This window comes from Streptomyces sp. NPDC002867 (assembly GCF_053591895.1).
Genome location: NZ_JBSFUR010000036.1, coordinates 50,618 through 64,149, shown reverse-complemented (window position 1 = coordinate 64,149; position 13,532 = coordinate 50,618). Strand labels below are relative to the sequence as shown.

Sequence of the window (13,532 nt, the reverse complement as noted above, 5' to 3'; positions counted from 1 at the left end):
TCACGGGAGCCGTCGAGCGCGGCACCGTACGCATGGGGGACCGGGTGCAGATCCTCGGGGCGACTGCGTCATGGAAAGAGGGCGACACGGTCGTCGCGCATCCGGTCCGCCACCTGCTGCGGCATCGGCTCGTGCCGTGCGTAGGTCCGGCTGAACCGGCCCGTGCCGTGCGAGATGGAGCGCAGGTCGACCGCGTAGCGCCCGATCTCGATCTCCGGCACCTCCGAGCGCACCAGCGTGCGCCCACCGCCCGCCTGTTCGGTGCCGATGACCCGGCCGCGCCGGCCGGACAGGTCGCTCATGACCGGCCCCACGTACTCGTCCGGGACGAGCACCTGCACCTCGGCCACGGGCTCCAGCAGGTTGATCCGCGCCTCGGCCGCGGCCTCGCGCAGTGCGAGGGCGCCCGCGGTCTGGAAGGCCGCGTCGGAGGAGTCCACCGAGTGCGCCTTGCCGTCCCGCAGGGTGACCCGTACGTCGACGAGCGGATAGCCCGCGGCGACACCGCGCGCGGCCTGGGCGCGTACGCCCTTCTCCACGGACGGGATGAACTGGCGCGGCACCGCTCCGCCGACGACCTTGTCGACGAACTCGACGCCGGAGCCGGCCGGCAGGGGTTCGACGTCGATCTCGCAGATCGCGTACTGCCCGTGGCCGCCGGACTGCTTCACATGACGGCCGCGCCCCGCGGAGCCGGCGGCGAAGGTCTCGCGGAGCTGGACCCTGTGGGGCACGACGTCGACCTGGACGCCGTAGCGGTTGCGGAGCCGTTCGAGGGCGACATCGGCGTGTGCCTCGCCCATGCACCACAGCACCACCTGGTGGGTGTCCTGGTTCTGTTCGAGCCGCATCGTCGGATCCTCGGCGGCGAGGCGGGTCAGGCCCTGCGACAGCTTGTCCTCGTCCGCCTTGCTGTGCGCCTGGATGGCGAGCGGCAGCAGCGGATCGGGCATCGTCCAGGGCGCCATCAGCAGCGGGTCGTCCTTGGCCGAGAGGGTGTCTCCGGTCTCGGCGCGGGACAGCTTCGCGACGCAGGCCAGGTCACCGGCGATGGCGTGGGGGAGCGGGCGCTGCTGTTTTCCGAAGGGCGCGGACAGGGCGCCGACGCGCTCGTCGACGTCGTGGTCCTCGTGCCCCCGGTCGGCCAGCCCGTGACCGGAGACGTGCACCGTCTCGTCGGGCCGCAGCGTCCCGGAGAAGACGCGCACCAGGGAGACACGGCCGACGTACGGGTCCGAGGCCGTCTTGACCACCTCGGCGACGAGCGGTCCGGCCGGGTCGCAGGTGATCGCGGGCCGCGGGGACCCGTCGGGGGTCGTGACGTCGGGCGGCGTCGTCTCGAGCGGGGTCGGGAAGCCGCCGGTGATCAGCTCCAGCAGCTCGACCGTGCCGAGGCCCTGCCGGGCGCCGTCGGCCGCGGGGGCGGCGGCGAGGACCGGATGGAAGGTGCCGCGCGCCACGGCCTTCTCCAGGTCGTCGACGAGGGTCTTGAGGTCGATCTCCTCACCGCTGAGGTAGCGGTCCATGAGGGTCTCGTCCTCGCTCTCCGCGATGATGCCCTCGATGAGCCGGTTGCGGGCCTCCTCGATCAGCGGGGTCTGCGCGGGGTCGGGCGGGGACTCCTTCCGTTCGCCGGACGAGTAGTCGAAGATCTTCTGCGTCAGCAGTCCGACGAGGCCGGTGACCGGTGCGTGACCGTCCGCCTGCTGGGGGCCGTACTGCGGCAGGTAGAGCGGCAGGACCGCATCGGGATCGTCGCCGCCGAAGATCTGCCCGCAGACGGCGGTGAGCTCCTCGAAGCCGGTGCGCGCGGTCTCCAGATGTGTCACGACGATGGCGCGCGGCATGCCCACTGCCGCGCACTCCTCCCACACCGCGCGGCAGGCGCCCGCCACGGCGTCGGCCTCCTGCGCGGCCGAGACGACGAAGAGGGCCGCGTCCGCTGCTCGCAGACCGGCCCTCAGCTCCCCGACGAAGTCCGCGTATCCGGGAGTGTCGAGAAGGTTGATCTTGTACCCGCCCCATTCGACGGGCACGAGGGACAGCTGTACGGAACGTTGCTGGCGGTGCTCGATCTCGTCGTAGTCCGAGACCGTGGCGCCGTCCTCGACCCGGCCGGCCCGGTTGACTGCTCCCGCGGTCAGCGCCAGCGCCTCGACCAGCGTCGTCTTGCCCGACCCGCTGTGGCCGACCAGCACCACATTCCGTACGGATGCGGGGTGGTCGGCCGTTACTGCTCTGCCGGCGGCTCCGGGGTGTGCATGCGCCTTGTCGCCCATGATCTTGCCTCCCGATCGATTGCACGGCGAGGAGGGAAAGCCGCGGGCGCGGCAAGCCGGGACGATGTCCCGAATCGTCGTCCGGGGCAGCTCCGGCGATGCCCGCGGTGTCTTTCGAGCTTTCCACTGTCGACATGGTGCGTCCATACGTCGGACGCGCAGCACCTGTCCGGGTCCGGCCCGTGGGCCGTCACCGTCCTGGCTACGATGGGCCAGCCGGTGGCCGTAGGGGCCACACGGCCCACCGAACCCTCGGGAAGGCCATGCTGAACAAGTACGCGCGTGCATTCTTCACGCGTGTTCTCACACCGTTCGCCGCGTTTCTGCTCCGCCGCGGGGTGAGCCCCGACGCCGTCACGCTGATCGGCACGGCCGGAGTCGTGACGGGAGCGCTGGTCTTCTTCCCCAGAGGCGAGTTCTTCTGGGGCACGATCGTCATCACGCTGTTCGTCTTCTCCGACCTCGTCGACGGCAACATGGCCCGGCAGGCGGGCGTCTCCAGCCGCTGGGGCGCGTTCCTCGACTCGACGCTCGACCGGGTCGCCGACGGCGCGATCTTCGGCGGTTTCGCGCTCTGGTACGCGGGCAAGGGCGACGACAACATGCTCTGCGCGGTCGCGATCTTCTGCCTCGCGAGCGGCCAGGTCGTGTCGTACACCAAGGCCCGGGGAGAATCGATCGGCCTGCCCGTCGCCGTCAACGGACTGGTCGAGCGCGCCGAGCGGCTCGTCATCTCGCTGGTCGCCGCCGGCCTCGCCGGCCTCCACGGGTTCGGGGTGCCCGGCATCGACGTCCTGCTGCCGATCGCGCTGTGGATCGTCGCCGTCGGCAGTCTGGTGACGCTGGGGCAGCGGGTGGTCACCGTACGGCGCGAGTCCGCCGAGGCGGAGGCCGCCGAGGCCCGGCAGCCCGGCGGGGCCCTGCCCGGCGGGGCCGAGCAGGAAGGGGCCGGGACATCATGATGCGCGACCGTTTGACCGACGCACTGTACGGACTGGGCTGGGGCGCGGTGAAGAAGCTGCCCGAGCCGGTGGCCGCCGGACTCGGCCGCACCATCGCCGACGCCGCCTGGAGGCGGCGCGGCAAGGGCGTGCTGCGGCTGGAGTCCAACCTCGCACGCGTCGTTCCCGACGCGGGGGCCGAACGTCTGGCCGAGCTCTCCAAGGCGGGCATGCGCTCGTACATGCGCTACTGGATGGAGTCCTTCCGGCTGCCGAACTGGAACCAGGAGCGCGCCCGGCTCAGCTTCGACCCCAAGGACATCCATCACCTGACGGACGGCCTCGCGTCGGGCCGGGGCGTCGTCATCGCCCTGCCGCACCTCGCCAACTGGGACGTCGCCGGGATCTGGGTGACCCGGGCGCTCGGCATCCCCTTCACCACGGTCGCCGAACGCCTCAAGCCGGAGTCGCTGTACGACCGGTTCGTCGCCTACCGCGAGAGCCTCGGCATGGAGGTCCTGCCGCACACGGGCGGGTCGGCTTTCGGCACGCTGGCCCGGCGGCTGCGCGACGGCGGCCTCGTCTGCCTGGTCGCGGACCGCGACCTGTCCGCCTCCGGCGTCGAGGTGACCTTCTTCGGCGAGACGGCCCGCATGCCCGCAGGACCCGCGCTGCTGGCCCAGCAGACCGGCGCCCTGCTGCTCCCGGTGACGCTCTGGTACGACGAGACGCCCGTGATGAAGGGCCGCATCCACCCGCCTGTCGAGGTCCCCCCGTCAGGCACGCGGGCCGAGAAGACGTCCTCCATGACGCAGGCCCTCGCGGACGTCTTCGCCGAGGGCATCGCCGAGCACCCGGAGGACTGGCACATGCTGCAGCGGCTGTGGATCTCGGACCTCGAACCCCGGGAGGACAGGACGTGAGGATCGGCATCGTCTGTCCGTACTCGTGGGACGTGCCCGGTGGCGTGCAGTTCCACATCAGAGACCTGGCCGAGCACCTCATCGGGCTCGGGCACGACGTCTCCGTCCTCGCCCCCGCGGACGACGACACACCCCTGCCGCCCTACGTGGTCTCCGCGGGCCGCGCCGTGCCCGTGCCGTACAACGGCTCGGTCGCCCGGCTCAACTTCGGCTTCCTGTCCGCGGCCCGGGTGCGGCGCTGGCTCCACGACGGCACCTTCGACGTCATCCACATCCACGAGCCGGCGTCGCCTTCCCTGGGCCTGCTCTCCTGCTGGGCCGCGCAGGGGCCGATCGTCGCCACGTTCCACACGTCCAACCCGCGGTCGCGGGCCATGATCGCGGCCTATCCGATCCTGCAGCCCGCGCTGGAGAAGATCAGCGCGCGGATCGCCGTCAGCGAGTACGCCCGCCGCACGCTCGTCGAGCACCTCGGCGGTGACGCGGTCGTCATCCCGAACGGCGTCGACGTCGGCTTCTTCGAGAAGGCCGAGCCGAAGGCGGAGTGGCAGAACGGCACGATCGGCTTCATCGGCCGCATCGACGAGCCGCGCAAGGGCCTGCCGGTGCTGATGAAGGCGCTTCCGGCGATCTTCGACGCCTGCCCGGACGCGCGGCTGCTGGTCGCGGGGCGCGGTGACGAGGAGGAGGCCGTCGCGTCCCTGCCGGCCGCGATGCGCTCCCGGGTCGAGTTCCTCGGGATGGTCAGCGACGAGGACAAGGCACGGCTGCTGCGCAGCGTCGACGTGTACGTGGCGCCCAACACGGGCGGGGAGAGCTTCGGCATCATCCTCGTCGAGGCGATGTCGGCGGGCGCGCCGGTGCTGGCCTCCGACCTGGACGCGTTCGCCCAGGTGCTGGACAAGGGCGCGGCGGGGGAACTGTTCGCCAACGAGGACGCGGACGCGCTGGCCTCGGCGGCGATCCGCCTGCTGGGCGACCCGGACCGGCGGCGGGAGCTGCGCGAGCGGGGCAGCGCGCACGTGCGGCGGTTCGACTGGTCGACGGTGGGCGCGGACATCCTCGCCGTGTACGAGACGGTGACGGACGGCGCGGCGTCGGTGGCGACCGACGACCGCCCGGGCCTGCGGGCCCGCCTGGGGCTGGTGGCCCGGGGCTGAGGCCCTTGCCCGGCCCCACCACGGGAGCGCGGCCGGGTCGTCCGCCCTCCCCACAGCCCTTCGGGCGTGGGGAGGCGCCCCCATGGGCCCGGTAGCCTTGCCGCCCGTGAGCACCCTGATCTGGATCGTCGTCGCCCTCGTGGCCATCGGCATGTACCTCAGCTGGACCGCCGGGCGACTCGACCGGCTCCACGCGCGGATCGACGCCGCCCGGGCCGCGCTCGACGCGCAGCTCCTGCGGCGCGCCTCGGTCGCACAGGAGCTCGCGACCTCCGGGGTGCTCGACCCCGCCGCGTCCATCGTGCTGTACGAGGCCGCGCACGAGGCGCGGCAGGCGGAGGAGGAGCACCGCGAGGTCGCCGAGAGCGAACTCAGCGCCGCACTGCGGGCGGTGTTCGGTGAGGCCGAGCAGATGGAGGCCCTGCGCGCGGTCCCGGGAGGCGAGGACGCCGCCGGCGAGCTCGCGCAGGCGGTGCGCCGCGTCCCCATGGCGCGCCGGTTCCACAACGACACCGTCCGCGCCGCGCGCGCCTTGCGCCGGCACCGCACGGTGCGCTGGTTCCGGCTCGCCGGCCACGCCCCGTTCCCCATGGCGTTCGAGATGGACGACGAGCCCCCCGCCGCGCTGGCGGACCGGCCCGCCTGAAAGTCCCCGGCCGCGCCGACGGACCGGCCCCACCCAAAACGATCCACGGGGTGACTATTGGCCCTTGATGTGGACTGGTCCCCGGATGTTCCATCGGTGACGCATCACAACGTCGTCATCGAGTGAGGTCCATCCGTGTCCAGCACCACCACCCCGCAGACCCCCGAGACCGGTACCGCCCGCGTCAAGCGCGGCATGGCGGAGCAGCTCAAGGGCGGCGTGATCATGGACGTGGTCAACGCCGAGCAGGCGAAGATCGCCGAGGATGCCGGCGCCGTGGCCGTCATGGCCCTGGAGCGCGTGCCCGCCGACATCCGCAAGGACGGCGGCGTGGCCCGGATGTCCGACCCGAACATGATCGAGGAGATCATCGACGCGGTCTCCATCCCGGTGATGGCCAAGTCGCGTATCGGCCACTTCGTCGAGGCCCAGGTGCTCCAGTCCCTGGGCGTCGACTACATCGACGAGTCCGAGGTCCTGACCCCGGCCGACGAGGTCAACCACAGCGACAAGTGGGCCTTCACCACCCCGTTCGTCTGCGGCGCCACCAACCTGGGCGAGGCCCTGCGCCGTATCGCCGAGGGCGCGGCCATGATCCGCTCCAAGGGCGAGGCCGGCACGGGCAACGTCGTCGAGGCCGTCCGTCACCTGCGCCAGATCAAGAACGAGATCGCCAAGCTGCGCGGCTTCGACAACAACGAGCTGTACGCCGCCGCCAAGGAGCTGCGCGCCCCGTACGAGCTCGTCAAGGAGGTCTCCGAGCTCGGCAAGCTGCCGGTCGTGCTGTTCTCCGCCGGTGGCGTGGCCACTCCGGCCGACGCCGCGCTGATGCGCCAGCTCGGCGCCGAGGGCGTCTTCGTCGGCTCCGGCATCTTCAAGTCGGGCGACCCGGCCAAGCGCGCCGCCGCCATCGTGAAGGCCACCACGTTCTACGACGACCCGAAGATCATCGCGGACGCCTCCCGCAACCTGGGCGAGGCCATGGTCGGCATCAACTGCGACACCCTGCCCGAGGCCGAGCGCTACGCGAACCGGGGCTGGTAATGACGACGCCCGTGATCGGTGTCCTGGCCCTCCAGGGCGACGTACGGGAGCACCTGATCGCCCTGGCCGCGGCGGACGCCGTGGCCAGGCCGGTGCGACGGCCCGAGGAACTGGCCGAGGTCGACGGCCTGGTGATCCCCGGCGGCGAGTCCACGACCATGTCCAAGCTCGCCACGCTGTTCGGCATGCTGGAGCCGCTGCGCGAGCGCATCGCGGCGGGCATGCCGGTCTACGGCACCTGCGCCGGTCTGATCATGCTCGCCGAGAAGATCATCGACCCGCGCTCGGGCCAGGAGACGCTCGGCGGCATCGACATGATCGTCCGCCGCAATGCCTTCGGCCGGCAGAACGAGTCGTTCGAGGCGACCGTCGAGGTGTCCGGCGTCGGTCCCGTCGAGGGCGTCTTCATCCGCGCCCCGTGGGTGGAGTCCGTCGGCGCCCAGGTCGAGGTGCTCGCCGAGCACGACGGCCACATCGTCGCGGTACGGCAGGGCAAGGTGCTCGCTACTTCGTTCCATCCCGAGCTGACCGGTGACCACCGCGTGCACGGCCTGTTCGTCGACATGGTGCGCACGGGGGCCTGACGGGATCCCGGTAGGATCTCTGGGGTTCGTTCAGGAATGGGTTACGCGAAGGAGACAGGCAGATGTCCGGCCACTCTAAATGGGCTACGACGAAGCACAAGAAGGCCGTGATCGATGCCAAGCGCGGCAAGCTCTTCGCGAAGCTGATCAAGAACATCGAGGTCGCGGCCCGTACCGGCGGCGGTGACCCCGACGGCAACCCGACGCTGTTCGACGCCATCCAGAAGGCCAAGAAGAGCTCGGTTCCGAACAAGAACATCGATTCCGCGGTCAAGCGCGGAGCCGGCCTGGAGGCCGGTGGCGCCGACTACGAGACGATCATGTACGAGGGCTACGGCCCGAACGGTGTCGCGGTGCTCATCGAGTGCCTCACCGACAACCGCAACCGCGCCGCCTCCGACGTGCGGGTCGCCATGACCCGCAACGGCGGCTCGATGGCCGACCCGGGCTCCGTCTCGTACCTGTTCAACCGCAAGGGCGTCGTCATCGTCCCCAAGGGCGAACTGACCGAGGACGACGTCCTCGGCGCCGTCCTGGACGCGGGCGCCGAGGAGGTCAACGACCTCGGTGAGTCCTTCGAGGTGCTGAGCGAGGCCACCGACCTGGTCGCGGTCCGCACCGCCCTCCAGGAGGCCGGCATCGACTACGACTCGGCCGACGCCAACTTCGTCCCGACCATGCAGGTCGAGCTGGACGAGGAGGGCGCGCGCAAGATCTTCAAGCTGATCGACGCGCTCGAGGACAGCGACGACGTGCAGAACGTCTTCGCCAACTTCGACGTCTCGGACGAGGTCATGGAGAAGGTCGACGCCTGATCCACGCTCGTACGACGGGCCGACGGGGGCATCCCCGTCGGCCCGTCGCGTTGTCGGCGGTTGTCGGTGGCAGCCGATAGCCTGCACAAACAGCTGAGCGAAGGAGGGGTGGGACGCGTGCGCGTTCTCGGGGTGGACCCTGGGCTGACCCGGTGCGGTGTCGGTGTCGTGGAGGGAGTGGCCGGCTGTCCGCTGACGATGCGCGGCGTCGGAGTCGTCCGGAGCCCGGTGGACGCCGATCTGGGCCACCGGCTGGTCGCGATCGAGCAGGGCATCGAGCAGTGGCTCGACGAGCACCGCCCCGAATTCGTCGCCGTCGAGCGCGTGTTCAGCCAGCACAATGTCCGCACGGTGATGGGCACGGCCCAGGCCAGCGCCGTGGCCATGCTCTGCGCCTCCCGTCGCGGGATCCCCGTCGCCCTGCACACGCCCAGCGAGGTCAAGGCGGCCGTCACCGGCAGCGGACGGGCCGACAAGGCGCAGGTCGGCGCCATGGTGACCCGGTTGCTACGGCTCGACGCACCGCCGAAGCCCGCCGACGCCGCGGACGCCCTCGCCCTCGCCATCTGCCACATCTGGCGCGCCCCCGCGCAGAACCGCCTGCAGCAGGCGGTCGCCGCGCATCACGCAACGAAAGGCCGGACCGCATGATCGCCTTTGTGAGCGGCACGGTGGCCGCCCTCGCCCCGACCACGGCCGTGATCGAGGTCGGCGGCGTCGGCATGGCCGTGCAGTGCACACCGAACACCCTCTCCGGACTGAGACTCGGTCAGGAGGCCAGGCTGGCCACGTCGTTGGTGGTCCGGGAGGACTCGCTGACGCTCTACGGCTTCGCCGACGACGACGAGCGCCAGGTCTTCGAGCTCCTGCAGACCGCGAGCGGCGTGGGTCCCCGCCTGGCCCAGGCGATGCTCGCCGTGCACACACCGGACGCGCTGCGGGTCGCCGTCACGAGCGGCGACGAGAAGGCGCTGACGGCGGTGCCGGGGATCGGCAAGAAGGGCGCGCAGAAGCTGCTGCTGGAGCTGAAGGACCGTCTCGGCGCGCCGGTCGGCTCCACGACCGCGGTCGGTGCGCCGGTCAGCCAGTCCTGGCGCGACCAGCTGCACGCCGCGCTGATCGGCCTCGGCTACGCGACCCGCGAGGCGGACGAGGCGGTGACGGCCGTGGCGCCGCAGGCGGAGTCCCTGGGCCCCGCGCCCGAGGTGGGCCCCCTGCTCCGAGCCGCACTCCAGACCCTGAACAGGGCACGCTGAGGTCCCTGCGGGGTGTTCCCCTAGCGCTCCCCTTCCCGAACCGGGGCTCCGCCCCCGGGCCCCCACGCCTCAAGCGCCGGCGGGGCTGACTTTGTCAGCCCGTCCGGCGATTGAGGACACCGCGCGAAGCGCGGTACGGGGTCCGGGGCTTGCCCCGGTTACGGGAAGGGGCGGGGAGGGAAAACGCCCCGCGCAGCGCGCCCGTCCGCACGCAACCGTACGAACCGAGAAGGCAGACACCACGTGAACTGGGACGACGAGACCACCGCCGACACGGAACCGCGGCTGGTCGGCGGCGCCGCCGACGGCGAGGACCAGGCTGTCGAGGCGGCCCTGCGACCCAAGTCGCTGGCCGAGTTCGTCGGCCAGGAGCGCGTGCGCGAGCAGCTCGACCTCGTGCTCAAGGCGGCCCTCGCCCGCGGCGCCACCGCCGACCACGTCCTGCTCTCCGGTGCACCCGGCCTCGGCAAGACCACCCTGTCGATGATCATCGCCGCGGAGATGAACGCCCCGATCCGCATCACCTCGGGCCCCGCCATCCAGCACGCGGGCGACCTCGCGGCCATCCTCTCCTCGCTCCAGGAGGGAGAGGTCCTCTTCCTCGACGAGATCCACCGCATGTCCCGGCCCGCCGAGGAGATGCTCTACATGGCGATGGAGGACTTCCGCGTCGACGTGATCGTCGGCAAGGGCCCGGGGGCCACCGCCATCCCCCTGGAGCTGCCTCCGTTCACCCTCGTCGGCGCCACGACCAGGGCCGGTCTGCTGCCGCCACCCCTGCGCGACCGCTTCGGCTTCACCGCGCACATGGAGTTCTACGAGCCCGTCGAACTGGAGCGCGTCATCCACCGTTCGGCACAGCTTCTCGACCTCGACATCGAGGCGGAGGGCGCCGCGGAGATCGCCGGCCGCTCACGCGGCACGCCGCGTATCGCCAACCGTCTGCTGCGCCGGGTCCGGGACTACGCCCAGGTCAAGGCGGACGGCCTCATCACCCGGGAGGTGGCCGCGGCCGCCCTCGGTGTGTACGAGGTCGACAGCCGCGGCCTGGACCGGCTGGACCGGGCGGTGCTGCAAGCGCTGCTCAAGCTGTTCGGGGGCGGCCCGGTCGGTCTGTCCACGCTCGCGGTCGCGGTGGGGGAGGAGCGCGAGACGGTCGAGGAGGTGGCCGAGCCCTTCCTCGTGCGCGAGGGTCTGCTGGCCCGGACGCCCCGGGGCCGGGTGGCCACGCCCGCGGCCTGGGCCCACCTCGGGCTCGTGCCGCCTCAGCAGGGCGCAAGTGGACAACAGGGGCTGTTCGGGGCGTGACGGCGAGGGGAGTCGCCCCCTGCGGAACCACGGTGGGATGCTGGGCGTTGTTCCAGTGATGCGGACTCGCTTAGACTCCGCCGATGCCGACCTTCCGGGTCGGCATGCCCACCCCCGTAGATCAGGCCGTTCATCAGCGCGGTCGTGCGAAGGAATTCCCCGCCGTGGATATCTTGACCCTCCTCCCTTTCATCGTGCTCATCGGGGCCATGTTCCTGATGACCCGCTCCGCCAAGAAGAAGCAGCAGGCGGCCGCGCAGATGCGTGACCAGATGCAGCCCGGCACCGGAGTGCGGACCATCGGTGGCCTCTACGCGACCGTCAAGGAGGTCAACGACGACACGGTCCTCCTCGAGGCGGCCCCCGGAGTGCACCTGGTGTTCGCGAAGAACGCCATCGGCGCGGTCCTCGCCGACGACGAGTACAACCGCATCGTCCACGGTGACGACGATGTCAAGACCGACAGCGCCACCGTCGTCTCCGACGACGCGTCCTCGCTGAGCGGCGACGCCGCGGCCGACGAGACCACCGACTCCGACAAGGTCGACCTCGGCAAGAAGGCCGACACGGACGCGGACGACGCCGAGGCGAAGGACGTCGACACCAAGGACGGCAAGACCGACGGCGAGGCCGACGCGAAGTAGTCACGATCGGGGACCGCGACGGCGCCCACCGGCGCCGGGCGGTCCCCCGGTTGTGCCGACTGACCTTCGGGGGCAGGTCCCCACAACACTTCGTGGCCGCCTCGGCGCACACCCGGCGCAGGCGGTTGGACAGGGAGAAACGAGAAGGTGGCAGCACCGAACAGGGGCCGAAGGCCCGCGGGGGCTCAGGGTAAGCCGGGGCGTTCCCTGGTTCTGATCCTGATCGCCATGGTCGCGCTCACGGGTGGCATGTTCTGGGCGGGGCAGCTCACGCCGCGTCTGGGCATCGACCTGGCGGGCGGTACGACCATCACGCTCGAGGCGAAGAGCGAGCCCGGCAAAGAGAGCGCCGTCAACGAGACCAACATGAACACCGCGGTCGGCATCATCGAGCGCCGTGTCAATGGTCTGGGTGTCTCCGAGGCCGAGGTCCAGACCCAGGGCGACCGGAACATCATCGTCAACATCCCCAAGGGGACGAATTCCGAGCAGGCCCGTGAGCAGGTCGGCACCACCGCCCAGCTCTTCTTCCGGCCCGTGCTGACCGTCGCCGCCGGCGGCCCCGCAGCCCCCGAGCCCTCCCCGAGCGCGTCGTCCAGCGGCAAGCCCAAGGACGACAAGGCGACGGACAAGCCGAAGGCCGGCGCCCCCTCCGGCTCCCCTTCCGCCACCCCGTCGGCCAGTGCGACCACCCAGGGCCGTGCCGTGACGGAGGGCCTCAAGGCCCCCGCGGCGAGCCCCACGCCGTCCGCTTCGGACAAGCCGAAGACGTCCGAGAGCCCGGCGCCCTCGGACAAGCCCGAGCCGACGCCCTCCAGCGACCCGGCCTCCGCCGCGCTGGAGAAGCAGTTCACCGCTCTGGACTGCACGGACGCCAAGGCCCGCGGCAAGCTCGGTGACGGCGTCAAGCCGACCGAGACGGCCCTCGCCTGCGGCAAGAACAGCGTGGGCCAGTGGGAGAAGTACATCCTCGGCCCGGCCGAGGTGGACGGCAAGGACGTCGACGACGCCAAGGGCCAGCTCGACCAGCAGCGCGGCATGTGGATCGTCACGATGGACTTCACCGAGAGCGGTGCCAAGAAGTTCCAGAAGATCACCAGCCGCCTGTCCCAGCAGCAGCCCCCGATGAACCAGTTCGCCATCGTCCTCGACGGTGAAGTGGTCTCGGCCCCGCAGGTGAACCAGACGCTGAGCGCCAGCGCCGAGATCACCGGCAACTTCACCCAGGACTCCGCCCAGAACCTGGGCAACATCCTGTCCTACGGCGCCCTGCCCCTGTCCTTCGAGGAGCAGAGCGTCACGACGGTCACCGCCGCCCTCGGCGGTGAACAGCTCCAGGCCGGTCTGATCGCCGGTGCGATCGGCCTCGCGCTCGTCGTGATCTACCTCGTCGTCTACTACCGCGGCCTGGCCCTGATCGCGATCCTCAGCCTCATGGCCTCCGCGATCCTGACGTACACGATCATGGCTCTGCTCGGCCCGGGCATCGGCTTCGCGCTGAACCTGCCCGCGGTCTGCGGCGCCATCGTCGCGATCGGTATCACCGCCGACTCGTTCATCGTCTACTTCGAACGCATAAGGGACGAGATCCGCGAGGGCCGCACGCTGCGTCCGGCCGTGGAGCGTGCCTGGCCGCGTGCCCGGCGCACGATCCTGGTCTCCGACTTCGTGTCGTTCCTCGCCGCCGCCGTGCTCTTCGTCGTCACGGTCGGCAAGGTCCAGGGCTTCGCGTTCACGCTGGGTCTGACGACCCTGCTCGACGTGGTGGTCGTCTTCCTGTTCACCAAGCCGATCATGACGATCCTCGCCCGTCACAAGTTCTTCGCGAGCGGCCACCCGTGGTCCGGACTGGACCCGAAGCGGCTCGGCGCCAAGCCGCCGCTGCGCCGCTCCCGTCGCATCTCCGCCCCCACCGACCCGAAGGAGGCGTGA

At 71.1% G+C, this 13,532-nt stretch carries 13 protein-coding genes; 12 read left to right on the top strand and 1 reads right to left on the bottom strand.

Annotated elements, in window-relative coordinates; genetic code table 11:
- Window positions 1-68: 68 nt before the first annotated feature.
- Window positions 69-2,279 (bottom strand): elongation factor G-like protein EF-G2, encoded by a 2,211-nt coding sequence (locus ACWD0A_RS26670; RefSeq protein WP_451302057.1) that lies wholly within the window; start codon window positions 2,277-2,279, stop codon window positions 69-71.
- A 263-nt stretch (window positions 2,280-2,542) separates the two neighbouring features.
- Here ACWD0A_RS26670 and pgsA point away from each other — a divergent pair, with 263 nt between their 5' ends.
- The 12 genes from pgsA to secD all read left to right on the top strand — a co-directional run bounded on the left by pgsA (window position 2,543) and on the right by secD (window position 13,532).
- Complete coding sequence (gene pgsA, locus ACWD0A_RS26665; RefSeq protein ID WP_451302055.1) at window positions 2,543-3,241, top strand: phosphatidylinositol phosphate synthase; 699 nt, start codon at window positions 2,543-2,545, stop codon at window positions 3,239-3,241.
- The gene (locus ACWD0A_RS26660) at window positions 3,241-4,143 is read left to right on the top strand and encodes a phosphatidylinositol mannoside acyltransferase (protein WP_451302061.1); all 903 of its coding nucleotides are present in this window, start codon (window positions 3,241-3,243) and stop codon (window positions 4,141-4,143) included. The genes pgsA and ACWD0A_RS26660 overlap by 1 nt, the downstream gene beginning before the upstream one ends.
- Window positions 4,140-5,303, top strand: a complete 1,164-nt coding sequence (locus tag ACWD0A_RS26655; protein ID WP_451302053.1) for a glycosyltransferase family 4 protein — start codon at window positions 4,140-4,142, stop codon at window positions 5,301-5,303. Before ACWD0A_RS26660 ends, ACWD0A_RS26655 begins: the two co-directional genes overlap by 4 nt.
- An 82-nt stretch (window positions 5,304-5,385) precedes the next feature.
- On the top strand, window positions 5,386-5,949 hold the full coding sequence (locus ACWD0A_RS26650) for a hypothetical protein (protein WP_177153222.1): 564 nt from the start codon (window positions 5,386-5,388) through the stop codon (window positions 5,947-5,949).
- Window positions 5,950-6,084: 135 nt separating this feature from the next.
- Entirely contained in the window at window positions 6,085-6,993 is a 909-nt protein-coding gene (gene pdxS, locus ACWD0A_RS26645) for a pyridoxal 5'-phosphate synthase lyase subunit PdxS (protein ID WP_177153221.1), read from the top strand.
- Entirely contained in the window at window positions 6,993-7,577 is a 585-nt protein-coding gene (gene pdxT / locus ACWD0A_RS26640) for a pyridoxal 5'-phosphate synthase glutaminase subunit PdxT (protein WP_307716418.1), read from the top strand. Before pdxS ends, pdxT begins: the two co-directional genes overlap by 1 nt.
- Before the next feature lie 62 nt (window positions 7,578-7,639).
- Window positions 7,640-8,392: a YebC/PmpR family DNA-binding transcriptional regulator gene (locus ACWD0A_RS26635; protein ID WP_451302050.1), complete on the top strand. Its 753-nt coding sequence runs from the start codon at window positions 7,640-7,642 to the stop codon at window positions 8,390-8,392.
- A 117-nt stretch (window positions 8,393-8,509) separates the two neighbouring features.
- On the top strand, window positions 8,510-9,043 hold the full coding sequence (ruvC, locus tag ACWD0A_RS26630) for a crossover junction endodeoxyribonuclease RuvC (protein WP_451302048.1): 534 nt from the start codon (window positions 8,510-8,512) through the stop codon (window positions 9,041-9,043).
- A complete protein-coding gene (gene ruvA / locus ACWD0A_RS26625; protein WP_451302046.1) occupies window positions 9,040-9,648 on the top strand; it encodes a Holliday junction branch migration protein RuvA in 609 nt (202 codons plus the stop codon). The genes ruvC and ruvA overlap by 4 nt, the downstream gene beginning before the upstream one ends.
- 243 nt (window positions 9,649-9,891) lie before the next feature.
- On the top strand, window positions 9,892-10,956 hold the full coding sequence (gene ruvB / locus ACWD0A_RS26620; protein WP_451302044.1) for a Holliday junction branch migration DNA helicase RuvB: 1,065 nt from the start codon (window positions 9,892-9,894) through the stop codon (window positions 10,954-10,956).
- 164 nt (window positions 10,957-11,120) lie between these two features.
- Window positions 11,121-11,600: a preprotein translocase subunit YajC gene (gene yajC / locus ACWD0A_RS26615; RefSeq protein WP_451302042.1), complete on the top strand. Its 480-nt coding sequence runs from the start codon at window positions 11,121-11,123 to the stop codon at window positions 11,598-11,600.
- A gap of 147 nt (window positions 11,601-11,747) precedes the next feature.
- Window positions 11,748-13,532, top strand: coding sequence for a protein translocase subunit SecD (gene secD, locus ACWD0A_RS26610; protein WP_451302040.1), 1,785 nt, complete (start codon window positions 11,748-11,750; stop codon window positions 13,530-13,532).

Coding starts and splice junctions, on each gene's coding strand:
- ruvA (WP_451302046.1), top strand. CDS start 9,040: ATGATCGCCTTTGTGAGCGGCACGGTGGCCGCCCTCGCCCCGACCACG.
- pdxT (WP_307716418.1), top strand. CDS start 6,993: ATGACGACGCCCGTGATCGGTGTCCTGGCCCTCCAGGGCGACGTACGG.
- ACWD0A_RS26660 (WP_451302061.1), top strand. CDS start 3,241: ATGCGCGACCGTTTGACCGACGCACTGTACGGACTGGGCTGGGGCGCG.
- ACWD0A_RS26670 (WP_451302057.1), bottom strand. CDS start 2,279: ATGGGCGACAAGGCGCATGCACACCCCGGAGCCGCCGGCAGAGCAGTA.
- ACWD0A_RS26635 (WP_451302050.1), top strand. CDS start 7,640: ATGTCCGGCCACTCTAAATGGGCTACGACGAAGCACAAGAAGGCCGTG.
- pgsA (WP_451302055.1), top strand. CDS start 2,543: ATGCTGAACAAGTACGCGCGTGCATTCTTCACGCGTGTTCTCACACCG.
- ACWD0A_RS26650 (WP_177153222.1), top strand. CDS start 5,386: ATGGGCCCGGTAGCCTTGCCGCCCGTGAGCACCCTGATCTGGATCGTC.